Origin of the sequence: Microbacterium ginsengiterrae (assembly GCF_014205075.1) — a bacterium.
Classification (GTDB): domain Bacteria; phylum Actinomycetota; class Actinomycetes; order Actinomycetales; family Microbacteriaceae; genus Microbacterium; species Microbacterium ginsengiterrae.
Genome location: NZ_JACHMU010000001.1, coordinates 923,200 through 948,706, shown reverse-complemented (window position 1 = coordinate 948,706; position 25,507 = coordinate 923,200). Strand labels below are relative to the sequence as shown.

22 protein-coding genes and 1 riboswitch are annotated in these 25,507 nt (G+C 69.4%); of the genes, 12 read left to right on the top strand and 10 right to left on the bottom strand.

What is annotated here, in order from left to right:
* Positions 1-84: 84 nt before the first annotated feature.
* The 3 genes from HD600_RS04700 (at position 85) to HD600_RS04690 (ending at position 5,174) form a co-directional block, all read left to right on the top strand.
* Positions 85-1,146 (top strand): enoyl-CoA hydratase/isomerase family protein, encoded by a 1,062-nt coding sequence (locus HD600_RS04700; RefSeq protein ID WP_184281862.1) that lies wholly within the window; start codon positions 85-87, stop codon positions 1,144-1,146.
* 177 nt (positions 1,147-1,323) lie between these two features.
* Positions 1,324-3,051, top strand: coding sequence for an ABC transporter ATP-binding protein (locus HD600_RS04695; protein WP_184284695.1), 1,728 nt, complete (start codon positions 1,324-1,326; stop codon positions 3,049-3,051).
* Positions 3,048-5,174: an ABC transporter ATP-binding protein gene (locus HD600_RS04690; RefSeq protein WP_144793287.1), complete on the top strand. Its 2,127-nt coding sequence runs from the start codon at positions 3,048-3,050 to the stop codon at positions 5,172-5,174. Before HD600_RS04695 ends, HD600_RS04690 begins: the two co-directional genes overlap by 4 nt.
* A 57-nt stretch (positions 5,175-5,231) precedes the next feature.
* Here HD600_RS04690 and HD600_RS15150 read toward each other — a convergent pair whose 3' ends face one another.
* Positions 5,232-6,989, bottom strand: coding sequence for a D-alanyl-D-alanine carboxypeptidase (locus HD600_RS15150; RefSeq protein ID WP_184281860.1), 1,758 nt, complete (start codon positions 6,987-6,989; stop codon positions 5,232-5,234).
* A 67-nt stretch (positions 6,990-7,056) separates the two neighbouring features.
* Positions 7,057-7,167: riboswitch (TPP riboswitch) on the top strand.
* Here HD600_RS15150 and HD600_RS04680 point away from each other — a divergent pair.
* The 3 genes from HD600_RS04680 to HD600_RS04670 all read left to right on the top strand — a co-directional run bounded on the left by HD600_RS04680 (position 7,159) and on the right by HD600_RS04670 (position 10,050).
* Positions 7,159-7,794: an ECF transporter S component gene (locus HD600_RS04680; protein ID WP_144793281.1), complete on the top strand. Its 636-nt coding sequence runs from the start codon at positions 7,159-7,161 to the stop codon at positions 7,792-7,794. (Overlaps the previous riboswitch by 9 nt.)
* 1 nt (position 7,795) lies before the next feature.
* The gene (locus HD600_RS04675) at positions 7,796-9,259 is read left to right on the top strand and encodes an ABC transporter ATP-binding protein (protein WP_184281858.1); all 1,464 of its coding nucleotides are present in this window, start codon (positions 7,796-7,798) and stop codon (positions 9,257-9,259) included.
* Positions 9,256-10,050 carry an energy-coupling factor transporter transmembrane component T family protein gene (locus tag HD600_RS04670; protein WP_184281856.1) on the top strand — a complete coding sequence of 265 codons (795 nt, stop codon included), beginning with the start codon at positions 9,256-9,258 and terminating at the stop codon, positions 10,048-10,050. Before HD600_RS04675 ends, HD600_RS04670 begins: the two co-directional genes overlap by 4 nt.
* Before the next feature lie 88 nt (positions 10,051-10,138).
* Here HD600_RS04670 and HD600_RS04665 read toward each other — a convergent pair whose 3' ends face one another.
* The 3 genes from HD600_RS04665 to HD600_RS04655 form a co-directional block, all read right to left on the bottom strand.
* Positions 10,139-10,522 (bottom strand): MmcQ/YjbR family DNA-binding protein, encoded by a 384-nt coding sequence (locus HD600_RS04665; protein WP_184281854.1) that lies wholly within the window; start codon positions 10,520-10,522, stop codon positions 10,139-10,141.
* Position 10,523: 1 nt separating this feature from the next.
* Positions 10,524-11,249: a phosphotransferase gene (locus HD600_RS04660; RefSeq protein WP_184281852.1), complete on the bottom strand. Its 726-nt coding sequence runs from the start codon at positions 11,247-11,249 to the stop codon at positions 10,524-10,526.
* 127 nt (positions 11,250-11,376) lie between these two features.
* Positions 11,377-11,736: a DUF488 domain-containing protein gene (locus HD600_RS04655; RefSeq protein ID WP_184281850.1), complete on the bottom strand. Its 360-nt coding sequence runs from the start codon at positions 11,734-11,736 to the stop codon at positions 11,377-11,379.
* A 98-nt stretch (positions 11,737-11,834) separates the two neighbouring features.
* Between HD600_RS04655 and HD600_RS04650 the strand changes: the two genes are divergently transcribed.
* Together HD600_RS04650 and HD600_RS04645 are read left to right on the top strand one after the other, a co-directional pair.
* A complete protein-coding gene (locus HD600_RS04650) occupies positions 11,835-12,596 on the top strand; it encodes an SDR family NAD(P)-dependent oxidoreductase (RefSeq protein WP_184281848.1) in 762 nt (253 codons plus the stop codon).
* A gap of 43 nt (positions 12,597-12,639) precedes the next feature.
* On the top strand, positions 12,640-13,473 hold the full coding sequence (locus HD600_RS04645) for an SDR family oxidoreductase (protein ID WP_184281846.1): 834 nt from the start codon (positions 12,640-12,642) through the stop codon (positions 13,471-13,473).
* Positions 13,474-13,512: 39 nt separating this feature from the next.
* Here HD600_RS04645 and HD600_RS04640 read toward each other — a convergent pair whose 3' ends face one another.
* Both HD600_RS04640 and HD600_RS04635 read right to left on the bottom strand, forming a co-directional pair.
* Entirely contained in the window at positions 13,513-14,259 is a 747-nt protein-coding gene (locus HD600_RS04640) for a TSUP family transporter (protein WP_184281844.1), read from the bottom strand.
* 1 nt (position 14,260) lies between these two features.
* A complete protein-coding gene (locus HD600_RS04635) occupies positions 14,261-14,899 on the bottom strand; it encodes a bifunctional 4-hydroxy-2-oxoglutarate aldolase/2-dehydro-3-deoxy-phosphogluconate aldolase (RefSeq protein WP_184281842.1) in 639 nt (212 codons plus the stop codon).
* A 202-nt stretch (positions 14,900-15,101) separates the two neighbouring features.
* Here HD600_RS04635 and HD600_RS15145 point away from each other — a divergent pair, with 202 nt between their 5' ends.
* The 4 genes from HD600_RS15145 to HD600_RS04615 are packed head-to-tail and all read left to right on the top strand — an operon-like array spanning position 15,102 to position 20,918.
* Positions 15,102-17,213, top strand: coding sequence for an alpha-galactosidase (locus HD600_RS15145; protein ID WP_184281840.1), 2,112 nt, complete (start codon positions 15,102-15,104; stop codon positions 17,211-17,213).
* Positions 17,210-17,974, top strand: coding sequence for a ThuA domain-containing protein (locus HD600_RS04625; RefSeq protein WP_184281838.1), 765 nt, complete (start codon positions 17,210-17,212; stop codon positions 17,972-17,974). Before HD600_RS15145 ends, HD600_RS04625 begins: the two co-directional genes overlap by 4 nt.
* The gene (locus tag HD600_RS04620) at positions 17,971-19,095 is read left to right on the top strand and encodes a Gfo/Idh/MocA family oxidoreductase (protein ID WP_184281836.1); all 1,125 of its coding nucleotides are present in this window, start codon (positions 17,971-17,973) and stop codon (positions 19,093-19,095) included. The genes HD600_RS04625 and HD600_RS04620 overlap by 4 nt, the downstream gene beginning before the upstream one ends.
* The gene (locus tag HD600_RS04615) at positions 19,092-20,918 is read left to right on the top strand and encodes a beta-L-arabinofuranosidase domain-containing protein (RefSeq protein WP_184281834.1); all 1,827 of its coding nucleotides are present in this window, start codon (positions 19,092-19,094) and stop codon (positions 20,916-20,918) included. The genes HD600_RS04620 and HD600_RS04615 overlap by 4 nt, the downstream gene beginning before the upstream one ends.
* A gap of 40 nt (positions 20,919-20,958) precedes the next feature.
* On the opposite strand, the gene HD600_RS04610 is transcribed toward HD600_RS04615, so the two are convergent.
* From HD600_RS04610 to HD600_RS04595, 4 genes are read right to left on the bottom strand one after another with little or no spacing between them, the layout of a single operon-like run.
* Complete coding sequence (locus tag HD600_RS04610) at positions 20,959-22,473, bottom strand: alpha-N-arabinofuranosidase (protein WP_184281832.1); 1,515 nt, start codon at positions 22,471-22,473, stop codon at positions 20,959-20,961.
* Complete coding sequence (locus HD600_RS04605) at positions 22,470-23,558, bottom strand: Gfo/Idh/MocA family protein (RefSeq protein WP_184281830.1); 1,089 nt, start codon at positions 23,556-23,558, stop codon at positions 22,470-22,472. The genes HD600_RS04610 and HD600_RS04605 overlap by 4 nt, the downstream gene beginning before the upstream one ends.
* Positions 23,531-24,238 (bottom strand): ThuA domain-containing protein, encoded by a 708-nt coding sequence (locus tag HD600_RS04600; protein WP_184281828.1) that lies wholly within the window; start codon positions 24,236-24,238, stop codon positions 23,531-23,533. The genes HD600_RS04605 and HD600_RS04600 overlap by 28 nt, the downstream gene beginning before the upstream one ends.
* Positions 24,235-25,419 carry a Gfo/Idh/MocA family protein gene (locus HD600_RS04595; protein WP_184281825.1) on the bottom strand — a complete coding sequence of 395 codons (1,185 nt, stop codon included), beginning with the start codon at positions 25,417-25,419 and terminating at the stop codon, positions 24,235-24,237. Before HD600_RS04595 ends, HD600_RS04600 begins: the two co-directional genes overlap by 4 nt.
* Positions 25,420-25,507 lie beyond the last annotated feature (88 nt).

Genomic DNA, 25,507 nt, shown 5'->3' with positions numbered 1-25,507 from the left:
CTCCCCATCTTGCCGGAAAAGCCGCAGAATCCCGCATCGACCGGTCGGAGAAACCCCAGAACAGGCCGATGTAACGTGGCTTGCGTGACTGATATCGACGCGGCATCCACGGTTCTCGTTCGCATCGAGGGTGCGCTGGGCCGCCTCACGCTCAACCGGCCGCGGGCGATCAATGCGCTCGACCTCGACATGATCGGACGTCTCACCGCAGCGCTGGAGGCCTGGCGGGATGACTCCGACGTCGACATCGTGCTCATCGACGGCGCAGGCGACCGAGGACTTTGCGCCGGCGGCGATGTGCGCGCCCTCTACGACCAGATCACGGCCGGTCACCCGGAACGCACGGCCGAGTTCTTCCGTGCGGAGTACGCGCTGAACCTCATGATCGCGCAGTATCCGAAGCCCGTCGTCGCTGTCGCCGACGGCATCACCATGGGCGGGGGGATCGGCCTGGCCGGGCACGCGCACATCCGCATCGTGACCGAGCGCAGTCGTCTGGCGATGCCGGAGACCCGCATCGGCTTCACCCCGGACGTCGGCGGGACGTTCCTGCTCGGACGCGCGCCCGGCCGGGTCGGGGAGTATCTCGCGCTCACCGGCGGGACGATGTCGGCGGCGGATGCCGTGTACGCCGGCTTCGCCGACCACCACGTGCCGTCGCAGCATCTGGACGAGCTCCGCGAGGCGCTCGGGCAGCGCGCGGATCCGACGAGCCCGTCCGAGCTCGTGCTCCTGTTCGACGAGACCCCAGAGCCGTCCGGTCTCGCATCCGAGCGCGCATGGATCGACGAGGTGTTCGCCGCGGACACCGTGCAGGAGATCTTCCGTCGTCTCTCCGCACGTGCGGAGGTCTCGGCATCCGCCACGGCAGCGGCGCTCGCCGAGCTCTCACCGACGGCGCTCGCCGTGACCCTCGACGCGGTCCGCGAGGCGCGCGAGGGTGACCTGCGCGACGCGCTCGTGGGGGAGTACCGCCGGGTGATGTGGTTCGCCATGCGGCATCCCGACCTCGTCGAGGGGATCCGCGCGCAACTGGTCGACAAGGACCGCTCGCCGAAGTGGCGCCCCGCTACGATCGCGGAACTCGACGCGGATGCCGGTGCAGGGGCCCGCGGCTTCGTGCCGGAGCCGCCGCTGTTCGACTGAGTCCCGGCCGCGCCAGGGTCGTCGCGTCCTGATTCTGGACGGAGGCGAGAAAGAAGCCGCGTCACCTGCGGAACGTTCGCCGTGAGCGGATATCCGGGATCAGGGATGGGCAATGTCGCCGACGCGTGGCACGCTATCTGGTGGCCCGTTCGGCCCGTTCTCCAGAAGGACTCCCTCATGCTCGGAAAACTGCTCTTCCGTTATCTGTCCAGATATTGGCCGTTGCTCGTCGGCGTGCTCGTCTTCCAGTTCGTCAGCGCCATGGCCGCGCTCTACCTGCCTCGGCTGAACGCCGACATCATCAACCAGGGTGTGGCCACGGCCGACACCGCATACATCTGGCGCACCGGTGCCTGGATGCTCGTCGTCTCGCTCGGGCAGATCGTCTGCTCCGTCGTGGCGACGTTCTTCGCCGCGAAGGCCGCGATGCGCGTCGGGCGCGACATCCGCTCCGATGTGTTCGCCCGGGTCAGCGGGTTCTCCGAGCGCGAGGTCTCGCAGTTCGGAGCGGGATCCCTGATCACCCGCAACACCAACGACGTGCAGCAGGTGCAGATGCTGGCGATGATGGGGTCGACGATGTTCGTCACCGCCCCTCTGCTGGCCATCGGCGGCATCATCATGGCCGTGCAGCAGGACGTCGGTCTCAGCTGGCTGATCGCGGTGTCGGTCCCCGTGCTGCTCGTCGTCGCGGTGCTCATCATCGCCAGGATGGTCCCGCTGTTCCGCCGCAACCAGGGCAAGCTCGACCAGATCAACCGCGTGATGCGCGAACAGCTCACCGGCGTGCGCGTCGTGCGGGCATTCGTCCGTGAGCGCGTCGAGGAGGCGAGGTTCCGCGAGGCGAACACCGACCTCATGAAGCTCGGGCGCAACATCGGCTCCCTGTTCGTGCTGCTGTTCCCGCTGTTCATGCTCATCCTCAACGTCACCGTCGTCGGTGTGATCTGGTTCGGTGGGCTCGAGGTGCAGAACGGCAACGTCGAGGTCGGCACCCTGTTCGCGTTCATGCAGTACATCGGTCAGATCATGATGGGCGTCATCATGTCGAGCTTCATGGCGATGATGATCCCGCGTGCGGCGGTGTCCGCGGAACGCGTCGGTGAGGTGCTCGACGCCGAGTCGAGCCTGGAGCGTCCGGTGAACGGTTCGACCGTGTTCCCCGTCCCCGGCACCGTGATGTTCGAAGGCGTGGAGTTCACCTACCCCGGCGCCGAGGCGCCGGTCCTGCAGAACATCTCGTTCGGTGCGGAGCGCGGCGAGACCGTCGCGGTGGTCGGCTCGACAGGTGCGGGCAAGACGACGCTGGTCTCACTCATCCCGCGGCTGTTCGACGTCACCGGCGGCTCCGTGCGCGTGGGCGGCGTGGATGTGCGCGAGGCCGACATGGACGCGCTCTGGAAGACCATCGGGCTCGTTCCGCAGCGTCCGTTCCTGTTCACGGGCACGATCGCCTCGAACCTCCGGTACGGCAGGTCGGATGCCACGGACGAGGAACTGTGGGAGGCGCTCGAGATCGCCCAGGCGAAGGACTTCGTGTCCGAGATGCCCGACGGCCTCGAGACCCGCATCGCGCAGGGCGGCACGAACGTCTCCGGCGGCCAGCGTCAGCGGCTCGCGATCGCCCGTGCGCTCGTGCACCGGCCGCAGGTGCTCGTCTTCGACGACTCCTTCTCCGCCCTCGATCTCACCACGGACGCCCGTCTCCGACAGGCGCTGTGGCGAGAGCTGCCGGACGTGACGAAGATCGTCGTGGCGCAGCGCGTGTCCACGATCACCGATGCGGATCGCATCGTCGTCCTTGAAGGAGGAGAGATGGTCGGGGTCGGCACCCACGACGAGCTCGTCGCCACGAACGACACCTACCGGGAGATCGTCGAGTCGCAGCTGGGGGTGGACGCATGAGCACTCCGACGACCCCTGGGCCCGATGCAGAGGTGGGCCCCACCGAGACGCTGACGCCCGACGAGCAGTACGAGGCCGAGCTCGCCGAGCAGGCGCGTCAGAACTCCGGCGACTGGGACGCGGTCGCCCCCGGCAAGGCCGACAACTTCGGTAAGAGCTTCGGCCGCATGATCGGGCTGCTCAAGCCGTCGGCGATGTGGTTCATCCTGGTGTCGTTCTTCGGCGCCATCGGGGTCGTGCTCACGGTCGCCGCGCCCAAGGTCCTGGGCGAGGCGACGAACCTCATCTACGAAGGCTACATATCCAAGGTGCTCGCCGACAACGGCGTCCCTGCGGGGACCTCGCAGGACGAGGCGGTCGCGATCCTGCGCTCTCAGGGGCAGGACGACTTCGCGAACATGGTCGCGGCGTTCGACAGCTTCCAGGTGGGTGCGGGCATCGACTTCGACCGCCTGCGCTGGGTGATCATCGCCGTCCTCGCCATCTACGTCACCGCGGCGTTCCTCAGCTGGCTCCAGGGCTACGTCATCAACGTCATCATGGTCCGCACGATGTGGCGGCTCCGTGAATCCGTCGAGGCGAAGATCAACCGACTGCCGCTGGCGTACTTCGACAAGGTGCAGCGCGGCGAGCTGATCTCACGAGTCACGAACGACATCGACAACATCACCCAGACGATGCAGCAGTCGCTCTCCGGCGCCCTGACCTCGGTGCTCACCGTGATCGGCGTGCTGGTGATGATGTTCTCCATCTCGTGGCAGCTGGCACTGGTCGCGCTGGTGGCCCTGCCCCTGATGGGCGTGATCTTCGGCGTCATCGGTCCGCGTTCGCAGAAGGCCTTCGGCACGCAGTGGCGCAAGGTCGGCCGCCTGAACGCGCGCGTCGAGGAGTCCTTCTCCGGCCACGCGCTCGTCAAGGTCTTCGGCCGCGAGCAGGAGGCGCTCGAGGCCTTCCAGGCCGAGAACGAGGAGCTGTACCAGGCGAGCTTCAAGGCGCAGTTCCTGTCCGGCATCATCATGCCGGCCATGACCTTCGTCGGCAGCCTGACCTTCGTCGGCATCGCCGTGCTCGGCGGCCTCATGGTCGCGAGCGGCCAATTGCGTCTCGGCGACGTGCAGGCCTTCATCCAGTACTCGCAGCAGTTCACGCAGCCGCTGTCCGAGCTGGGCGGCATGGCAGCCGTCGTGCAGTCCGGCACCGCCTCGGCGGAGCGCGTGTTCGAGTTCCTGGACGCCGACGAGCAGGAGCCCGACGCGGAGGACGCACCCGCGCTGCCGGAGGCGGACGTCGACGGCCGCGGGGTCATCGAGTTCCAGGACGTCGCCTTCTCCTACACCCCGGAGCGGCCGCTGATCACGGATCTGTCGTTCCGCGTCGAGCCGGGGCAGACGGTCGCGATCGTCGGGCCGACGGGAGCGGGGAAGACCACGCTGGTCAACCTCATCATGCGCTTCTACGAGCTCAGCGGCGGGCGCATCCTCATCGACGGGCAGGACATCGCCGAGGTCACCAGGGACGAGCTGCGCTCGCGCACGGGCATGGTGCTCCAGGACCCCTGGCTGTTCGCCGGTTCGATCCTCGAGAACATCCGATACGGACGGGCCACCGCCACGGACGAGGAGGTCATCGACGCGGCGACCGCCACGTACGTCGACCGGTTCGTCCGTTCGCTCCCCGACGGCTACGAGACCATCCTCGACGAGGACGCCTCGAACGTGTCAGCCGGTGAACGGCAGCTGATCACGATCGCTCGCGCGTTCGTCTCGCAGCCGTCCATCCTCATCCTCGACGAGGCGACCAGCGCAGTCGACACCCGCACGGAGCTTCTGCTCCAGCAGGCGATGGCGGCGCTCCGGAAGGGACGCACGTCGTTCGTCATCGCGCACCGGCTCTCGACGATCCGCGATGCGGACCTCATCCTCGTGATGGAACACGGCGACATCGTCGAGAAGGGCTCGCACGACGAACTCATCGCGGCGCACGGTGCCTATTGGCGCCTGTACCAGTCGCAGTTCGAGCAGGCGGCCACGGACATCGACGCGGAAGAGGCGATGACCGATGCCGTTCCGGTGGTCGTCACCGGCGACGCCGAGGAGAGCATCGAGCAGCCCAGCGAGAGCTAGGACTGACGCGAGGAGGGGGTGGCCGGACCGGCCACCCCCTCCTCGCGTCTCCTGCGGTCAGTCCGTGCTGATGCCGAACAGCTCCAGCGGGTGGGTGAGTCGCCACCAGGGGCTCGGTCCCGACACCTCCTCAGCGAGGGAGACGTCGACCGTCGTCGCGCCGACGGGGCCGTTCACGGTGAGCGTTCCCACGCTCGCGCCCTCGTCGCGCTGCTCCCCGAGGTCGAAGTCGACGGCAGCGGTCGAGGTGGCGCCGTTCCACACCAGGACGGTGGCGTCCGCATCCGAAACGATGTCGACCGTCGTTCCCCACTCGGTGCTCACCTCGCCGACGACCGTCCCGGCGGGGACGGCGGGCGCGAGGTCGGCCAGGGCTGCCTCGACCTGCGAGAACAGCGAGCGCGTCGCCGCGAGCCGCTCCTGGTCGTCGCCCTGGTTCAGCACCGCCGCGTACAGGTGGACGGTGGTGTCGCCGATGGTGACGTCCTTGGCGGTGAGCAGACTCCACCCGACGAGAGTCCCGGTCTTGATGCCGACGACGCCGGGATCGCCGAGCATCCCGTTGCTGTTCTCCACCCAGCCGGCGCCGGGGATCTCCGCCCCCGCGGTGCCGACGATCTCAGCGAAGACCGGATTCTGCATGGCGCGCTGTCCGAGCTGCAACAGAGCCTCCGGCGTGGCGATGTTCCGCTCGTCGAAGCCGGACGGCGTCACGACGGAGATCCCGGAGAGGCCTCGTTCGGCGAGCCAGGCATCAGCGGCGCGGGCGAACTGCTCGTCCGGTCCCCACAGGTCCCGCGCGAGGCGGTCGGTGTAGTTGTTCGCCGAGCCGAGCAGGATCCCCTGGAGCATCTGGTACTCGGTCAGGACGCCGTCGACGGGGACGTCCAGCGCGGACTGGTCCGCGCGGCGGTAATCCCAGTAATTCACGCTGTCGCCGTAGGTGAAGGCGTACTCCGGTCCCTGCTCGCCGAGCTGGAGCGGCAGCCGATCGAGCACCATGAGGCTCGTGACCACCTTGGTGATGCTGGCGATGGATGCCGGTTCCGCAGAGGACGCCGCCATCGACACCCCCTCGATGCCCACTCCGGCGCTGCCTGCGGCAGGCCAGGTGATCTCCGCCGCCGGTGCGGGGACGGTCTCGAACGCGACGGCATCGACCACCGGTTCGACGGCATGCAGCGGCCACAGCAGAGTGGTCGCTCCGTACGCGATCGCGAAAGCGGCGAGCGTGCCGATCGGGGCGAGCCAGCGTCCGACCTGCGCCAGGGGGCGCCCCGCGTGATCGGAGAGGAGGTCGGGGCCGGCCGGTCGATTCGTCACCGAATCGATATCCGCCGGTCGCGTCCTCTCGAGGACATCGGCCTCGTCCAGCCAGACGAGCGCCGTGGCGGGGCGGTCGGCATCCGCCCATTCCGCCTGCGGCTCGACGGGTTCGATCGGCTGTTCGGGGGTCTCGGCCTGCTGTTCCGCGGACAGGTCGACGGGCTCGTCGGTGTCCGTGTCGTCTCCGTCGAGATCGATGTCGCGGCCGGGGTCGATGTCGTTGTCGCTGTCGACAGCGTCGTCCGCGGTGGCCGGGTCGGCCTCGTCCGTCTCGGGCTCGATCTCGGGCGCCACGGATGCGGCATCCGACTCTGGCTCGGATGCGGCATCCTGTGCTGCCTCGGTGGCGTCATCCGGCTCTGACGGCAGGGTGTCCGCGGCATCGTCGGCGAGCAGCGGAGGAGGGGTGGCTGCTCCCGCCGAGCGCTTGCGAGCGCGCATCGCGCGACGGGACGCCGTCGTCGCCGGCGTCGTATCGTCAGTGGTCACCTGCCCACGCTACCCAATCCGGCGCGATCGCAAGTGCCCCGAGGGCCTCGAGAGTGGGTAGGATCGTCTGCACAACCACGGGAGTCCGGGCATGCCGGGCTGAGAGGGAGCGACAAGCGCTTCGACCGTCGAACCTGATCCGGATCATGCCGGCGCAGGGAGGAGAGATATGAGCACGTCTGTCAGCACGCCCGCGACAAGGACGACCGCACCGAATCGGTGGCGTTGGCGCGTCGTCGACATCGTCGTCGCCGCCGTCCTCGGAGTCGCACTCGGCCTCGTCTTCTGGGGGTGGAACACCGTCGGCTACGCCTGGTTCAGCGCGGCGGACGCGCTCACCCCCGGCTTCGGAGGCATCGCCGTCGGAATCTGGCTCCTCGGCGGCGTCGTCGGCGGGCTCGTGATCCGCAAGCCCGGTGCCGCCCTGGTCGTCGAGCTCGTCGCCGCGATCGTCTCGATGCTCATCGGCAATGTCTGGGGAGTGTCCACGATCCTCTCCGGCATCGTGCAGGGGCTCGGCGCCGAGCTGATCTTCGCGCTGTTCCTCTACCGCCGCTTCGGCATCGTCATCGCGGCCCTCGCCGGCGCGGGTGCGGGAATCGCGGCGTGGGTCTTCGAGCTGTTCTACGGCAGCTCGCCGAACATCCTGAAGTCGATCGAGTTCAACTCCATCTACCTCGTCTGCGTCGCCGTGTCGGGTGTCGTGCTGGCGGGTATCGTCGGTTGGCTGCTGGTCCGAGCCCTCGCGGCGACCGGAGCGCTGAACCGCTTCGCCGCAGGGCGAGAACTCGTCCGCGAGGTCTGAGATGTCCGCTGCCGCCCCGGCCCGAGTGCAGGTGGCGGGCTGGGGCTGGCGGTACGCGGGCCGCAAGCGCCCCGCGGTCCGCGACGTCACCTTCACCGTCGAACCCGGTGAGCGGGTCCTTCTCCTCGGCGCCTCCGGTGCCGGCAAGTCGACGCTGCTCGCCGGGCTCGCCGGCGTCCTCGGCGACGCCGACGAAGGGGAGCGCACCGGGTCGCTGTCCGTGGACGGTGCAGCGCCGGAGTCGCGTCGAGGTCGCACAGGGCTCGTGATGCAGGATCCGGAAGCCGGGGTCGTGCTGTCCAAGGTGGGCGACGACGTCGCCTTCGGATGCGAGAATCTCGGGATCCCGGCATCCGAGATCCCGACGCGCGTCGCATCGGCGATGGATGCCGTCGGCCTCGACGTCCCGCTGCACCGGCCCACCAAGGAGCTCTCCGGCGGGCAGAAGCAGCGCCTCGTCCTCGCCGGCGTCCTCGCCATGCGGCCAGGGCTCCTGCTCCTGGACGAACCGACCGCGAACCTCGACCCCGAGGGCGTCGCCGAGGTGCGGGCGAGCGTCGAGCGAGCGGTGACCGCTGACGGGGCCACGCTCATCGTCGTGGAGCATCGGACGTCGGTATGGGTGGATCTCATGACCCGCGTGATCGTGCTCGGCGCCGACGGCGGTCTGCTCGCCGACGGCGCACCCGATCGGGTGTTCGCCGAGCACGGGCAGACGCTCGCCGACGCCGGCGTCTGGGTGCCGGGGCTGGATGTCGATCTGCCCGCGCTGCCCGCGGCGGCGACGGATGAGCCGGTGCTCGCGGCATCCCCCCTGGCGATCGCGCGCAGTGCGCGGACGGTCGTGCAGGCGGGCCTTGATGTGCAGGTGCCGCGCGGGGTGGCAACCGTGATCACCGGACCCAACGGCGCGGGCAAGTCCACCCTCGCCCTCACTCTCGCCGGGCTCATCCCCGAGCATGCGGGTGTCGTCGAGGCGGCGCCGGACATGGCCGGTCGCGGCGGACGGCGCCCGATCCGGTGGACGTCGCGCGAGCTGCTCACGCGAATCGGCACGGTCTTCCAGGAACCGGAGCATCAGTTCCTCACGCAGACCCTGCGAGACGAACTCGCCGTCGGACCCAAGGCGCTCGGATGGTCGCCGACCAGGACGGCCGAGGTCGTCGACGGCCTGTTGGAGCGACTGCACCTCGCGCCGCTGGCGATGGCGAACCCGTTCACGCTGTCGGGCGGGCAGAAGCGGCGCCTGTCCGTCGCGACCGTCCTTGCCGCATCCCCCGAGGTGATCGTGCTCGACGAGCCGACATTCGGTCAGGATCGGCGAGGGTGGGCCGAGCTCGTCGGGCTGCTGCAGGAGCAGATCGCGGCGGGCACCTCCGTGGTCGCCGTGACGCACGATGAGGGCGTCGTCCACCACCTCGGCGGGCATCGCATCGCCCTCGCGCCGCAGGAGGTGCGGGCATGACCGCGGTGCAGACGGGGAGCGTGCAGGTCGGGAACCGCGCATGGCTCGACGGGGTCAACCCCGTCACGAAGCTCGTGCTCGCCCTACTGCTGTCCGTCCCGCTGTTCGCGTCCATCGACGTCGTGAGCGGACTCGTCGCGATCGGGCTGCAGCTGCTGTGTCTGCCGTTGACCGGACTGCGCCTGTCGACCGTGCTGCGCCGGTTGCTGCCGATCGTCATCTTCGCCCCCGTCGCGGGGCTCAGCATGCTCCTCTACGCCGAGCCCGCCGGGCGCATCTACTGGAGTTTCGGCTTCGCCACGATCAGCGACGACTCGATCTCCCTCGCGATCGCGGTGGGGCTGCGGGTGGTCGCGCTCGGTCTGCCGACCATCCTCCTGTTCGGTGGCACCGACCCCACCGAGCTCGCCGATGCTCTCGCCCAGGTCGCCAAGCTGCCCAGCCGCTTCGTCCTCGGCATCCTCGCCGGCACGCGCATGCTCGGACTGTTCCTCGACGATTGGCGCACCATGGGCCTGGCCCGTCGTGCGCGCGGGGTGGGCGACAAGGGGGTGATCAGGCGATTCTTCTCCATGGCGTTCGTGCTGCTCGTGTTCGCGGTGCGCCGGGGGACGCGGCTCGCGCTGGCGATGGAGGCGCGCGGCTTCGGCTCCGGCATCCCTCGCACCTGGTCGCGGCCCTCGCGCCTGCACGGCCGGGATGCCGTCGCGCTCCTCGGCGCCGTCGCGATCATGGCGCTCGCCCTGACGGCGGCGGTCCTCGTCGGCACGTTCCGCTTCGTCTGGACCTGACCGCGCTGCGCTCGGTTCGCGCGTCGAGACACCATCCGCACCGTGAGACATCACATGGCGCGTGGTGTCTCGAGGCCGGGGTGGTGTCTCACAGGTCGGCGATGAGTCTGCGCGGAGCGGTCACGCGGTAGGAGGCGTCGATGAGCTCGGCGATCTCCTGCCAGTCGGTGCTGTCGTCGAGGTCGATGCCCAGCCAGCCGGAGGGGCCGAGGTACGCCGGAATCCAGAAGCGGGCATCCTGGCGCAGCGCCGGCTCGTCGTCCGGGTCGGGCCGTACCATGACCGCCGCGTCGTGCGGGATCCATTCGCCGTCGGCGCGCACCGACCCGCCGAAGTAGCAGAACACCTTCTGCGTGAAGAAGGCCGGCCGCCCATGGCTGATCTTCTCGCCGGCGCCGGGAAGAGCGAGCGCGATCGAGCGGACCCGCGCGAGAAGCGGGTCGTCGGAGTCGAACATCAGGGGGTGGGCCATGTCAGGTCGCATTCCAGAGGTCGCGGTAGTACGTCATGCGCTCGCGGTCGGGCGGGACTCCGTACGCCTCGACCAGCGCATCCTCCCACCCCGCCCCGTAGTTCCAGGTCGTGCTCATCGCCGCCACGGCGATGTCCGCCCAGCGGTCGCCGGTGCCGAGCGCGGCAAGATCGACGTGTCCGGCGACGGCGCCGTGCGCGTCGATCAGGGTGTTGGGAGCGCATGCGTCGCCATGGCAGACGACGAGCAGATCGATGGGCGGCGGGGTGCGCAGCGCCTCCGGAAGGCGGATGCCGCGGGCGGCCGCCCGTTCGAGCCGCCCCGCCACGGACCACTCCCACGGGCACTCGGTGACGGGGAGGGTGTCGTGAAGCATCCGGAGCCCTGTGCCGATCGCCCGCACGGCGACCTCCGGCTCAGCGGCCCAGCGAGGGGCGACGGCGCTCTCCGCGTCGATGGCGGCGGTGACGAGCCACTCGTGCGCGGCATCCTGACCCTGGTCGATGACCTCCGGCACGCGCAGCCATCGAGCGGCCCATCGCATGCGTTCCGCCTCGTCACGCATGTTCGCCTCGAGGTCGTGCGGACCCCACTTGATGTAGCGGCCGTCGTCGGTGCGGAAGGTCAGCCCGCCGATCCCGTTCTCCCACACCGGCGTGAGCCGCGCGCCGCCGGCCAGGCGCCGGACTCGATCCGGGACGACGACATCGAGGGCGGGAATGGTCACGGTCGTCCTTCCGCCCTGGTCACAACTCCGGAGAAACTGCCCCGAGCGGCGTAAGCCAGGCCGAAGTCACGGGGATTCGCGAAGAATCTCCGGAGTTGTGCCCGGCGGGTCACCGGGCCGGGGATGATCACCGCAGCTCCCGCAGGGCGTCTTCGAGCACGACGGCGTGGTTGCGGCGTTCGTCGTGCGCGGCATACACGAGCGTGACGACCCCGTGCTGCGCGATCTCTCGCGCGAGTTCGGACACGGCGGTCGCCGTCTCGCCGGCGAGTTCGGCGCGGTATCGGTCGGCGTACGTCTCCCATTCGGCGTCGGATGCCGCGTGCCAGGCCTTCCGCAGGTCAGGGCTCGGCGCGACGTCCTTGGCCCACAGATCGATCGCTGCGCGGTCCTTCGACACGCCACGCGGCCAGAGTCGATCGACGAGCACGCGGAACCCGTCGGACGGATCGGCCGTGTCGTAGGCTCGCTTGCGACGCAGTTCCATGGCTTCAGCCAACACCCCTCGGCCGGTCCGCCGCCAGTGGTGACACTGAGAACCGCATATGCTGAAACCCAGTTGCAAGACTGTTCGAAGGAGAACTCATGCAGATCCAGGGAGCCGGTGCGCTCATCACCGGAGGCGCTTCAGGGCTCGGCCTCGCGACCGCCCGTGCGCTCGCCGCCGCCGGAGCGCACGTCACGTTGCTCGATCTGCCGTCCTCCGACGGCGCCGAGATGGCCGCCGAACTCGGCGGGGAGTTCTTCCCCGGCGATGTCACGAGCCCCGAGGATGCCGCCGGCGCCGCCGTTCTCGCGAACGAGAAGTCGCCGCTGCGCGTGGTCGTCAACTGTGCCGGCATCGCTCCGCCGGCGAAGGTCCTCGATCGCGACGGCAAGCCCGCGGTCCTGGCCGATTTCGAGCGCGTCGTGCGCATCAACCTCGTCGGCACCTTCAATGTCATCTCGCAGGCATCCGCGATCATGGCCCAGAGCGAGCCGACGGAGTCCGGCGACCGCGGCGTCATCGTGAACACCGCATCCGTCGCCGCGTTCGACGGTCAGATCGGGCAGCCGGCGTACTCGGCGTCCAAGGGCGGCGTTCATGCGATGACACTGCCGGTGGCGCGGGAACTCGCCCGTCACGGCATCCGCGTCTGCACGATCGCACCGGGAATCATGGAGACGCCGATGCTCGCGGGACTTCCCGAGGCGGCGCAGGCGTCGCTCGGCCAGCAGGTGCCCTACCCGGCACGACTCGGGACGCCGGCGGAGTACGCGTCCCTCGTCGAGCACATCGTCTCGAACGGTTACCTCAACGGAGAGACCATCCGCCTCGACGGCGCCATCCGCATGGCGCCGAAGTGACCGGCCGCCCGGCGCAGATACCGACGACAAGCAAGGAGCACGTATGACTTCACTCGCGGGTAAGACCATCCTGATGTCCGGCGGGAGCCGGGGCATCGGCCTGGCGATCGCACTCCGGGCCGCGCGCGACGGGGCGAACATCGCCATGCTCGCCAAGACCGACACGCCGCACCCGAAGCTGGAGGGCACCGTCCACACCGCGGCCGAGCAGATCAGGGCTGCCGGGGGGAACGCGCTTCCGCTCGTCGGAGACGTGCGCGACGACGACGACATCACCGAGGCGGTCATCACCACGCAGGGCGAATTCGGCGGCATCGACATCGTCATCAACAACGCCAGCGTCATCGATCTCTCGCGCTCGCTGAATCTCAGCGCGAAGAAGTACGACCTCATGCAGGACGTCAACGTCCGCGGCACGTTCATGCTGTCGCGCGCGGCGATCCCGCAGCTGCGCAACTCCACGAACCCGCACATCCTGTCGCTGTCGCCGCCGCTCAACCCGACGCCCAAGTGGCTCGGCGCGCACACGGGCTACTCGCTGGCGAAGTTCGGCATGACCATGGTCACGCTGGGCCTCGCGGCCGAGTTCGCCGGCGACGGCATCGCCGCCAACACCCTCTGGCCGCGCACGACGATCGCGACCGCCGCCGTGCAGAACCTCCTCGGCGGTGACAAGGTGATGGCCGCGAGCCGCACCGCGGACATCTATGCGGATGCCGCGTACTCCGTCCTCACGAAGCCGGCGGCCGAGTACACCGGGCAGAGCCTGATCGTCGAGGACGTGCTGGAGGCGGACGGCGTCACGGACTTCTCCGGCTACGCGGCCGTGCCCGGCACTCCGGACGATCGACTGTTTCCGGACATCTTCCTGGACTGAGGTTCGCGCGCGAGCTGACACCGGACGACGCCGCCGACGTCAGAACAACAGGTACACCGCGCCGACGATGGTCAGCCCGATCACGATGCGGTCGAAGACCTGCTGCTTCATGCGCCGAGCGAGGCGCAGTCCGGCGAACGCGCCGACTACGACGAGGGGCACGAGCGCGGCGTCCATCAGGAGCACGGGGCCGTCGAAGAGGCCGATGCCGGCGAGGAACGGCACCTTGAACACGTTCACGATCGCGAAGAACCACGCCGAGGTGCCGAGGAAGACCTGCACCGGGGTGCGCATGGCGAGGAAGTACATCGACATGACGGGGCCGGCGGCGTTCGCGACCATGGTCGTGAAGCCGGCGAGCGCGCCATAGCCGGATGCCGCGATCATCCCGTTCGCCACGGCGGGCGCTCCCGTGCGTGCCTGTCGGTGTCTGCGCCACAGCGTCACGGCGATCATCGCCAGAAGGATCACGCCGATCGCGCGCCTGACGACCGCGTCATCGCCGATCGCCAGGAACGCGAACCCGGCGAGCAGGCCGATCAGCACCGCGGGAGCGAGCCGGAGCAGGCTCGGCCAGTGGGCGTGTCGGCGGTATGCGATGAGCGCGAACATGTCGCCCACGATGAGGAGGAGCAGCAGCGCCGCCGTCGAGGTGCGCGCAGGAAGCACCGACGCGAACAGGGCGACGGGCAGGATGCCGCCGCCGGGGATCGCGGTCTTGGCCAGACCGATCGTCACCGCCGCGAGGGCGAGGACGCCCCACGCCCACAGCGGCAGATCGATCACACTATGAGCGTACGGCCGACAGTGCGGAGGCGAAGCGTGCGGCGCGAGCGGTGATGTCGTCCCAGTCCTCGGCGGCGATCGAGGCGGAGTTGGCGAGGTCGCCACCCGCGCCGACCGCGACGGAACCCGCAGCGAACCAGTCGGCCAGATTGTCCGGCTTCACGCCGCCGGTGGGCATGAGGGGCGCATCGGGGAACGGTCCGCGCAGCGCGCCGAGGTACGACGGCCCGCCGAGGGACGCCGGGAAGATCTTCACGACGTCGACGCCGAGCGCGAGCGCGCTCATGACCTCGGTCGGGGTCATCGCGCCGGTCATGACCACCGCGCCGGTGTCGAGCATCGCGCGCGTGAGGTCGGGAAGGGTCCCGGGGCTGACGAGGAACTCGGCCCCCGCGTCGCGGGCGGCGCTCGCCTGCTCCACCGTGGTGACGGTGCCGGCGCCGACGTAGGCGGCATCACCGTGACGGGCGATGAGCTCTTTGATGACGGCCGGGGCGTCAGGGGTGGAGTAGGTGACCTCGATGCCTGTCACACCTCCGCGGATGATCGCCTCTGCGGTCTCGAGGGCGAGTTCGGGGGAGGGGGCGCGCAGGACGGCGAGGACGCCGGTGGTGCGTGCGCGGGCGAGACGGTCGGTCATGGGGCTCCTCGATCGGGGTTCATCCCATTCTCTCGGATCGCAACCTGTAATTACAACCGAGGGGCGTGCATCCGATTCATCCGATGAAAGTGCGACACCCGAACGGATAACGCGCTCACCGTGACCACCACCGCTACGTTGAGAGCCCTTGAGCCTGCGCGGCGGCTGCTCAGCCTGCGTGAGCGAGCGACAGGAGACACCCGTGACCGAACCGATCAGATGGCAGCCCGGCGCCGTCGAGGTCGTCGTGCGCCTCGACGACGGCCCACCGGCGATCACCCATGTGGGGGCTGCCGGCGCCCCGGTGTCGGATGCCGGTGGCGCGGCGCTCCCGCTCGCCGAGGTGCGTGTCGCGGGGGAGGGCAACGACCTCCAATCCTCTGAACGGTTCATGGGCAGCGGGCTGAGCCGTCGCATGCGCTACGTGTCACACGAGGAGACCGATAGTGGTGGGCGCAGCATCCTCGCGATCACGATGCGGGATCCGGAGACGGCGCTCACGGTCACCAGCCGCCTGACGAGCTGGAGCGATCTGCCCGTCGTGCGCTGGCAGAGCGAGGTCGTCAACGACGGTGATCGCCCCGCCGACGTGCAGCTGCTGTCGACCTTCGCGCTGGGGGGCCTGACCGCGCCGGGGTCGGCATGGTGGGACGAGCAGACGATCGCGACGGCGCACAACAGCTGGTTCCGCGAGGCGATGTGGCAGCACCATGCCCCGGGTGACCTCGGCCTCGACGACGTCGGGCTCGCCCAATGGGGGTATCAGGGGACCCGTGCATCCTTCTCGCTGACCGCCCGCGGCAGCTGGTCGACCGGAGGGCATCTCCCCATGGGCATGCTCAGCGCCGTCGACGGTTCGCGGTCTCTGCTGTGGCAGGTCGAGAACAACGGCGGTTGGCGGTGGGAGGTCGGCGATTGGGGCGGAGCTCTGTACGTCATCGCCACCGGACCCACCGATCAGGCGCACGCGTGGACGCGGCGGCTCGGCGTCGGCGCCCGTTTCGAGAGTGTGCCTGCGGCGATCGCCGTCGGCGTCGGCGACGATGCCGCGTTCGCCGCGATGACCGAGTACCGCAGGCGGATCCGGCGACCGCACAAGGACAACGAGCGTCTGCCCGTCATCTTCAACGACTTCATGAACGGTCTGATGGGGGACCCGACGACCGAGAGGCTCCTTCCCCTCATCGACGCCGCGGCGGACGCCGGAGCCGAGTACTTCTGCATCGACGCCGGATGGCACGCCGAAGAGGGGCGATGGTGGGAGGCACTGGGCGACTGGGAGGAGTCGCCTCGCAGGTTCCCCGGCGGGCTGGCCGAGGTCACCGCCCACATCCGCCGCAGAGGGATGGTCCCCGGCCTCTGGGTGGAGCCGGAGGCGATGGGCGTCGCCAGCATCGGCGCGACGGAACTCCCCGATGATGCCTTCTTCCAACGCGACGGCGCCCGTGTGATCGAGTCCGGCCGCTACCGCCTCGACCTCCGTCACCCGGCGGTACGGGCACGTCTCGACGGCATGGTGGACCGGCTCGTCGCCGACTACGGCGTGGGGTATCTGAAATTCGACGACAACGTCGACATCACTCAGGGCACTGATGTCGCCGCGGACAGCCCCGGCGACGGCCAGCTCGGTCACAACCGTGCACACCTGGACTGGCTGGCCGGTGTGCTGGACCGGCATCCCGACCTCGTCATCGAGAACTGCGCGGCCGGCGCGCAGCGGATGGACTACGCCCTGCTGTCGCTGCTTCCCCTCCAGTCGACGAGCGACAATCAGGACCCGCTGCTCTACGCCGCGATCGCCGCGGCCGCCCCCACCGCGGTGACCCCGGAGCAGGGCGCGGTGTGGGCGTACCCCGACCGCACCTGGAGCGACGAGCGCATCGCGTTCACGATGGTCAACAGCCTGCTCGGGCGCATCCACCTCGGCGGTCGACTCGACCTGCTCGAGCCGGCGCAGACCAGCCTCGTGCGCGAGGCGATCGACCTGTACGGGCGCATCCGCGGCGATCTCCCCCGAGCGACACCGTTCTGGCCCATCGGCCTTCCAGGGTGGCGTGACGACACGGTCGCTCTCGGATTGGACGCGGGGGAGCGTGCGTACGTGTCCGTGTGGCGACGCGGCGGACCGACGACCGTCCGCATCCCACTGCCGGCGCATGCGGGGGCGCGGATCTCGGTGCGTTGCCTCTACCCCACGAGCCTGCCCGCCGATATCGTCTGGGAGGCGGACGACGGGCTGATCACGCTCACGCTTCCGGACGAGCCGGCCGCGCGGTTGCTGGAGATCACGACGATGACGGAGGAGACGAGATGACGGACCCGGTGCGCGTGCTCGTGTGGGGCGAGAACCATCACGAAAAGGTCGACGCGGTCCCGCAGCGGATCTATCCCGACACCATGCACGGCACGATCGCCGCTGCGCTCCGGCAGCACCTGGGCGACGCGGACGTCGTCGAGACGGCGACGTTCGACGACGCCGAGCACGGGCTGACCGAGGAGCGACTGCAGCGGACGGATGTGCTGCTGTGGTGGGGGCACATGCGTCACGACGACGTCGATGACGAGGTCGTCGCCCGCGTGCACCGCCACGTTCTCGGGGGCATGGGACTCATCGCCCTGCACTCCGCGCACTTCTCGAAGATCTTCATCGCCCTGATGGGCACGACGTGCTCGTTGCGCTGGCGGCAGGGGGACGACCGTGAACTCGTGTGGACGGTGGCGCCGACGCACCCCATCGCCCAGGGCGTCCCTCAGCCGATCGTGCTGCCGGCGCAGGAGATGTACGGCGAGTTCTTCGACGTCCCCACACCGGACGACCTCGTCTTCGTATCGGGCTTCACCGGCGGCGAGGTCTTCCGATCCGGGATGACCTTCTCGCGCGGCCACGGGCGGATCTTCTACTTCTCGCCGGGGGACCAGGACTACCCGGTCTATCACGACCCGAGCATCCAGCTGGTGCTCGCCAACGCCGTCCGCTGGGCGCATCAGGATCGCCCCCGCACCTCTCCGCGGATCGCGATGCACGAGACGGGCGACTTCCACACCCCGCGCGAATGGGACGGGACGCCGCTGTGAGCGGCACCCGAGTCCGCGATGTCCTGCTCGTCGGCGCCGGCGGGATGGGGCGGGCCTGGCTGGATGCCGTCGACCGGCGCGCCGATCTGCGGATCGCCGCCGTCGTCGATGTGGCCGACGGGGCCGCGCGCACCGCCGTGGATGAGCGGTCGTGGGACGCGCCGACCTTCACCTCGGTCGATGACGCCCTGAACGCCGCGTCGGCGGACATGCTCCTCAACGTCACGATCCCCGAGGCGCACTTCGCCGTGAGCGCTGCCGCCGTGCGGGCGGGGGTTCCCGTGCTCAGCGAGAAGCCGATCACGCCCACGGTGTCGGAGGCGATCCGTCTGGCGGCACTCAGCCGCGCCGCAGGTGTCCTCGTCGCCACGAGCCAGTCGCGTCGCCATTCCCGCGGCATCCGCGCGTTCCGTCGCGCCCTGGCGGATGCCGGCGGTGCGGAGCAGCTCGGCACCGTCTTCTTCCAGAACCCTCGGTTCGGCGGGTTCCGTGATCGGATGCCGCATCCGCTCCTCGTCGACATGGCCATCCACAGCTTCGACCAGGCGCGCTTCCTGTTGGACCGCGAGCCGGTGTCGGTCTACTGCGAGGAGTTCCACCCGTCCTGGAGCTGGTACGACGGAGGTGCCGCCGCCGAGGCCGTGTTCCAGTTCGAGGGCGGCGCACGCTTCTCGTACTCGGGCAGTTGGTGCGCCGACGGGCTCACCACGTCCTGGAACGGATCATGGCGCGGTTCGGCCGCGCACGGCTCGGCCGACTGGGACGGTGAGGCGGGTGTGCGCACCCAGGACAGGGAGGGAGAGCCCGTGGCCCTCGCTCTGGACGCGGGGCTCGAAGGACTGGATGCCGCTCTGGACGAGTTCGTCGTGGCGCTCGAGGGCGGTCAGCGACCCTCCGGCGAGATCGACAGCAACATCCGCAGCCTCGCGATGGTCGAGGCCGCCGTCGCATCGGCGGAGAGCGGACGTCGGGTTCTGCTCGATGACGTGTTCGCTGCCGCGCTCGCCGCCGCACTGAGCGCGGCCGAAGGCGACGAGGAACGCCGCACCATCGCCGACTGGACGCCGACGGTGAACCGCACCGCCTCCGACCCCCGATCGCTCACCGAGGAGCAGGCATGACACTCACCCCCTTCCCGCTGGACGCCGCACAGCTCGAGCGAGGGCTGTTCGACGACCGCCGGCGACGCAACCGCGAGTATCTGATGTCACTGCGCGAGGACGCCCTCCTTCAGAACCACTACCTCGAGGCCGGCATCGGCAGCCAGGACTGGCACCTTCAGCCGTCGAAGGACAGCTCCGCTGCACGAGGGCTCGAGAGGCACTGGGGGTGGGAGACGCCCGGCGCGCAGCTGCGCGGGCACTTCCTCGGTCATTGGATGTCCGCCGCCGCCCGCGAGATCGCGGTGACAGGCGATGCCGCCCTTCGGGCCAAGCTCGACATCGTGCTCGACGGGCTCGAACGCTGCCAGCGCGAGAACGGCGGCGAGTGGGTGTGGGCGATCCCACCGTCCTTCCTCCGCCGTCTCGAGGACGGCCTGGCCGTCTGGGCGCCGCAGTACAACATGCACAAGACGCTGATGGGGCTGGTGGACGTCCACCGCGACCTCGGCGATGAGCGCGCCCTCGTGATGGCCACGCAGGCGTCGCAGGCACTCCTGCGGTGGGTGCGCCGCTTCGACGATGAGGCGTTCCAGCGGATCCTCGAGGTCGAGACGGGCGGGATGCTGGAGGTCTGGGCGGACCTCCTCGAGGCGACCGGTGACCCGGTGTACGAGGAGCTGCTGGACCGCTATTACCGGCGATCGCTGTTCGAGGGGCTCCTCGACGGACGCGACGTGCTCACGAACATGCACGCGAACACCACCATCCCCGAGGCACTCGGGGCGGCACGCGCGTACGAGGTCACCGGCGAGACCCGATGGCGCCGGATCGTCGAGGCGTATTGGGACTGGGCCGTCACCAGGCGCGGCACCTTCTGCACGGGAGGGCAGACCTCGGGGGAGATCTGGACGCCGCCGTTCGCCTTCGCCGCACGTCGGGGCGACAAGACGCAGGAGCACTGCGCGGTGTACAACATGATCCGTCTCGCCGACGTCCTCCTCCGGTGGACCGGAGATCTCACCTACGCCGACTACATCGAGCGGAACCTGTACAACGGCATCCTCGCCCAGCAGGATCCGCGCACCGGCATGGTCGCGTACTTCCTGCCGCTGGCGGCGGGGGAGCGGAAGCAGTGGGGTACCCCCACCGAGGACTTCTGGTGCTGCCACGGCACACTCGTCCAGGCGCACACCCGTCACGCCGGGCTCTCCTTCTACTCCGGCGATGACGGCACCGTGACGATCGCCCAGTTCATCGCCGCCCGCGGTCGACTGATGATCGGCGACGAGCAGGTCGACGTGCGCGTCACCCCGATCGACGACGCCGCCTACGTCGGACCGGATTCGAACGCGGGACCGGCTGGCGACCTGCATCGGCCGTCCGCTCTGCGGATCCGGCTGACCGTCTCCTCGGCGACGCCGCGGCGCATCCGCGTCCGCATCCCGGAGTGGTGCTCCGCCGCGCCGATGACCTCCGGCGCGCTTCCGAGCGAGATCGAAGGCGGCGCGCTCGTCATGGCGCACGACGGCGGAGGAGAGCGACGCATCGACATCGCCCTCCCGTGGGAACTGCGGACGGTGCCGATCCCGGACGAGCCGGACACCGTCGCCTTCCTGGAAGGACCGGTGGTCCTGGCGGGGCTGGTCGACCACGAGATCGCCCTGCGCGGCGAGACCGCATCGGCGCAGGACCTGCTGCGAGCGGACGACGAGCGGCACTGGTCGCAGTGGCGCTCGCGATACCGCACCGTCGGTCAGCCGCGCAGCATCCGATTCCGCCCGCTCCACGAGGTCACCGACGAGCAGTACGCGGTGTACTTCCCGATCACCCGGAACAGGTGATCGGGAAGCACCCGCATCAGGTGATCGGGAAGCACCCGCATCAGACCAGGTCGAGCTCGATCGTCGAGAACGAGTGCGGCGGGACGACGACGGTGAGGATGCCGTCCTCCACGCGCGCCTCGAGAGGCTGAGGCGACACGCGATCCGGTGCGTCGACATCGTTGAAGTCGGCTGCGCTCCCGCCGGTGAGCACGCGCGCCCGTCGGACGTCCGCCCTGCGGCCCCGCAGGTCGACCGTCACCGTGCAGTCGGCGTCGGCCGACAGGTGCGACACCGAGATGAGCGCGGAGTCGTCCTTCGTCGATGCCGACAATGAGACGAGGTCGAGCGGCGTGCCCTCGACAGTGGTCGACGGGGCCTCGACGAGGTGGGACACGAGTCGCCGCGCATCCTGATGCCCCTTGTTCATCTCGAACACGTGATACGTCGGCGTCAGCACCATGCGGTCACCGTCGGTGAGGACCATCGCCTGCAGGACGTTGACGGTCTGAGCGATGTTCGCCATCGTCAGACGCTCGTACCGGTGGAAGATGTCGAAATGGATGCCGGCGACCAGCGCATCCCTGACGGTGTTCTGCTGGAACAGGAAGCCGGGGTTGGTGCCCTCCTCGACGTTCCACCACGTGCCCCACTCATCGCACACCAGTCCGACGCGTCCGGTGGGATCGTAGGAGTCCATCACGGCGATGTGACCGCGGATGACCCGATCCATGTCGGCCGCGTAGGCCATGGTCCGGTAGTACTGATCGTCGCTGAAGGGCAGCGCGTCCTCGGTGTTGATGCCCGATCCGGAGTGCGTGTAGTAGTGGAACGACACCGCCTGATAGGGCAGGTTCCCGTAGAGCGTGCAGCCGTGGCACTCCGTGAGCGTCTTCATGAGCACGCGCGTCCAGTCGAGATCGTCCTCGTGGGCGCCGGCCGCGATGCGCGTGAGCCTGTTGTCGCCGTGGTTGTGACAGAACGTCGCATAGCGGCGGGCCTCCTCGGCGTAGTACTCGGCGGACATGTTGCCGCCGCATCCCCACGCCTCGTTGCCGATGCCCCAGAACGGCACGCGCCACGGTTCATCCCGCCCGTTCTGACGGCGCAGTCGTGCCATCGGGCTGTCGTCCCCGCGGGTGAGGTACTCCACCCACTCGGACATCTCCTGCACGGTGCCGCTGCCGACATTGCCGTTGACGTACGCATCCGCCCCGAGCATGTCGCACAGGTCCATGAACTCGTGGGTGCCGAAGTGGTTGTTCTCCACGACATCGCCCCAGTTCGTGTTCGCGATCTGCGGGCGGTCCTCGCGCGGCCCGATGCCGTCGCGCCAGTGGTAGGTGTCGGCGAAGCATCCGCCCGGCCAGCGGAGGTTGGGAATGTCGAGAGCGCGCAGCGCCTCGACGATGTCGAGCCGGATGCCGCGCTCGTTCGGGATCGGCGAGTCCTCGCCGACCCAGAAGCCGTCGTAGATGCATCGTCCGAGGTGCTCGGCGAAGTGTCCGTAGATGTGGCGGTTGATGGTGTGGCCGGTCACATCGAGGTCGATGATCGCGCGGGCTGAGGAGGTCATCGGCTGCTCCATTGCTGCTGAGGGGTCAGGGGGACGAGCGCAGGACGCTCGGCCGTGGTCGTGAGTTCGATGCGCCGCCCCTCACGGGCCGAGGTCAGCAGCGACGTCATGATCTCGAGCACGTGCAGGGCGATCGCGCCGTCGGTGCGGCGACCGCCGGGCACGAGCGAGTCGAGCAGACCGATGCCTCGGCCGGCCTGCGCGTAGCCGGCGCGGTCCTCCAGCGATGTCCACTCGCCGCCGCCCGGACGACGCAGGCGGACCGTCCCGTCGAACATGTTCGGGTCGGGGAGGGACAGCGTGCCCGTCTCACCGTGGACCTCGATCGGCGCGGCATCCGTCGCGGCACCGTCGAAGCTGAAGGTGACGGTGGACACCGCGCCCCCGACGTGCTCGAGTGTCCCCGTGACGTGCGTGTCGACCTCCACCGGGATTTCCTCGCCGGCGCGCGGGCCCGATCCGATGCGGCGCATGCTCCGCGGGCGGGAGGACGCGCCGGAGACGCGGGCGACCGGGCCGAGCAGGTGGAACAGCGTCGTGAGGTAGTACGGCCCCATGTCCAGCAGAGGGCCGCCGCCCTCCCGGTAGTAGAAGTCCGGGTGCGGGTGCCAGGCCTCGTGGCCAGGGGAGATCCAGGTCGCCACGGCCGCGACGGGGCGGCCGATCTCGCCGTCGTCGACCGCCGCGCGTGCGGTCTGGACGCCGGTGCCGAGGACCGTGTCAGGGGCGCAGCCCACCCAGGACGAGCCTGCCGCGTCGAGGATGCCGCGTGCCTCGGACACGTTCGGTGCGAGCGGCTTCTCGCCGAACACGTTCTTGCCGGCATCGAGCGCGATGTGCGCGACCTCGGCGTGCGCAGCGGGGATGGTCAGATTCAGCACCGTCTCGACGGCGGGATCCGCGGCGAGGTCGGCGACGCTGAGGGCACGGCATCCTTCGAATCTCTCCGCCACGGCTGCCGCGCGCGATGCGTCGAGATCCGCGGCAGCGGCGATCCTGATCCCCGGGTGCGATCCCAGCGTCTCCAGGTACTGCGCGGAGATGACTCCGAGTCCTACTATTCCGATACCGTGCGGCTCGCCCACAGCATTCCTCTCTCGATGATGGTGCGGACATTCGCATCGCGCAGGACGACGAGGCTGTGCCCCGGCGTGGCGACGAAGATGCGGCCCTGGCCCCAGTTGCGCGTCCAGATCGCCGGCGTGGTGATCGGTCGGTGCCACGGGTGGTACGGCTGGACAGGGTGGGTGGTCGTCGCCAGGACATCGTTGAGATCGTCCGTGAGTACCCAGTACTGCTCGGTGCGGAGGGTGAAGTCCTCCAGCCCTGCGGTGATCTCGTGCTCGCGACCGAGATCGGTGAGGTCGACGGTGTAGCAGAGGTAGTTGTCGGATTCGTCTCCCGTGCACTGATCGGGATGCTTCGACGGATGCGTGGCGAATTGTCCTCCGATGAGCTGGAGGTAGTCGGAGTTGTTCCGGTAGGAGTCGGCGATCCCGCCGTGCCACCCGGCCAGGCCCGTGCCGCGCTCGACCGCGCGGCGCAGCCCGGCGAACGCCTCGGCGGAGATCTGCGACATGGTCACCGATTGCACGATGAGGTCGATGTCCGCCATGACGGACTCGTCCGCGTAGATCTCGTTGGACTCCTCGACGCGAACCCGGAATCCCTCCTGCTCGAGGAACGGGATGAACATCTCCGTCGCCTCGACGGGGCGGTGACCTTCCCACCCCCCTCGCACGACCAGTGCGTTGCGTGCGGTCATGAGCCTGCTCCTTCCACTGCGGTGAATCTGCTCTCATCGGCGGCGCTGCGCTCGATCGCTTCCAACACGTGCTGCACCTGTGCCGCCTCGGCGAAGCTCGGGTGCGCGTCGCCGCCGCCGGCGATCGCGCGGACGAAGTCGACGACCTGGTGCGTGAAGAGGTGTTCGTACCCGAGGCCGTGACCCGGCGGCCACCACGCTCCCGCGTACGGATGCTCCGGCTCGGTGGCGTCGATGCGACGGAATCCCTGTTCGCCGGAGGGGGCGAGGGCGTCGTGGAACTGCAGCTCGTTCATGAACGAGAAGTCGAAGGCGATGGACCCGCGGTCCCCGTTGATCTCGATGCGGTTGGCATTGCGGTGACCGGAGGCCATCCTCGTCGCCTCGAAGACACCCAGGGCCCCGTCCGCGAAGGCGGCGGTGAACGCGGCGGCGTCATCGACGGTGACGCGCTCGCGTGGCGCTGCGGTGTCGCCCCGGCCTCCGAGGCCCACGCGCTCGTCCATGCGCGGGCGCGTCTCCACGAAGGTCCGCGTCGTCGCCGAGACGCCGGTGATGAGGCTGCCGGCGAGCCACTGGGCCGTGTCGATGCTGTGCGCGCCGATGTCGCCCAGCGCGCCGGAGCCGGCCAGCTCCCGGTCCAGGCGCCAGGTGTACGGAGCATCCTCGTCGCTCAGCCAATCCTGCAGGTACTGCGCGCGCACGTGCCGGATGCGGCCGATGCGACCGTCCTCGATGAGGCGCCTGGCCAGCGACAGTGCCGGCGTCCGGCGGTAGCTGAACCCGCACATCGCCACGGTGCCGTCCGCGGCGGCGCCTTCGGCCGCGGCGGCCATCCGGTCCGCGTCCTCTGCGCTGTTGGCGAGCGGCTTCTCGCACAGGACGTGCTTGCCCGCCGCGAGGGCCGCGAGGGCGATCTCCGTGTGGGTGTGCCCTGGCGTGCAGATGTCGATGACATCGATGTCGTCCCTGGCGATGACCGCGCGCCAGTCATCCGATGACGAGGGGATGCCGAACTCGGTGGCCGCTGATGCGGCACGTGAGGCATCGCTTCCGGCGAGGACGACGACCTCGGGTGACGGGTCGAGCTCGAAGAATCTGGGGGCCGTGCGCCAGGCGTGGGCGTGCATGCGCCCCATGAAGCCCGTGCCGATGATGGCCACACGCAGCGTCGTCGTCATTGATCCGCTCTCTCATCGTTGACAGGTGGGGGGTGATCGCGAGAAACACTGCCACCGCCCAGTGCAGAAGTCTCGCAGTTTGCGCAAA

Bases quoted from the DNA above. Each gene is read 5' to 3' on its own strand.
- HD600_RS04610 (WP_184281832.1), bottom strand. From the start codon at position 22,473: ATGACCTCCTCAGCCCGCGCGATCATCGACCTCGATGTGACCGGCCAC.
- HD600_RS04615 (WP_184281834.1), top strand. From the start codon at position 19,092: ATGACACTCACCCCCTTCCCGCTGGACGCCGCACAGCTCGAGCGAGGG.
- HD600_RS04595 (WP_184281825.1), bottom strand. From the start codon at position 25,419: ATGACGACGACGCTGCGTGTGGCCATCATCGGCACGGGCTTCATGGGG.
- HD600_RS04650 (WP_184281848.1), top strand. From the start codon at position 11,835: ATGCAGATCCAGGGAGCCGGTGCGCTCATCACCGGAGGCGCTTCAGGG.
- HD600_RS04680 (WP_144793281.1), top strand. From the start codon at position 7,159: ATGAGCACGTCTGTCAGCACGCCCGCGACAAGGACGACCGCACCGAAT.
- HD600_RS04635 (WP_184281842.1), bottom strand. From the start codon at position 14,899: ATGACCGACCGTCTCGCCCGCGCACGCACCACCGGCGTCCTCGCCGTC.
- HD600_RS04645 (WP_184281846.1), top strand. From the start codon at position 12,640: ATGACTTCACTCGCGGGTAAGACCATCCTGATGTCCGGCGGGAGCCGG.
- HD600_RS04690 (WP_144793287.1), top strand. From the start codon at position 3,048: ATGAGCACTCCGACGACCCCTGGGCCCGATGCAGAGGTGGGCCCCACC.
- HD600_RS04665 (WP_184281854.1), bottom strand. From the start codon at position 10,522: ATGGCCCACCCCCTGATGTTCGACTCCGACGACCCGCTTCTCGCGCGG.
- HD600_RS04655 (WP_184281850.1), bottom strand. From the start codon at position 11,736: ATGGAACTGCGTCGCAAGCGAGCCTACGACACGGCCGATCCGTCCGAC.
- HD600_RS04675 (WP_184281858.1), top strand. From the start codon at position 7,796: ATGTCCGCTGCCGCCCCGGCCCGAGTGCAGGTGGCGGGCTGGGGCTGG.
- HD600_RS04600 (WP_184281828.1), bottom strand. From the start codon at position 24,238: ATGACCGCACGCAACGCACTGGTCGTGCGAGGGGGGTGGGAAGGTCAC.
- HD600_RS04695 (WP_184284695.1), top strand. From the start codon at position 1,324: ATGCTCGGAAAACTGCTCTTCCGTTATCTGTCCAGATATTGGCCGTTG.
- HD600_RS04625 (WP_184281838.1), top strand. From the start codon at position 17,210: ATGACGGACCCGGTGCGCGTGCTCGTGTGGGGCGAGAACCATCACGAA.
- HD600_RS04670 (WP_184281856.1), top strand. From the start codon at position 9,256: ATGACCGCGGTGCAGACGGGGAGCGTGCAGGTCGGGAACCGCGCATGG.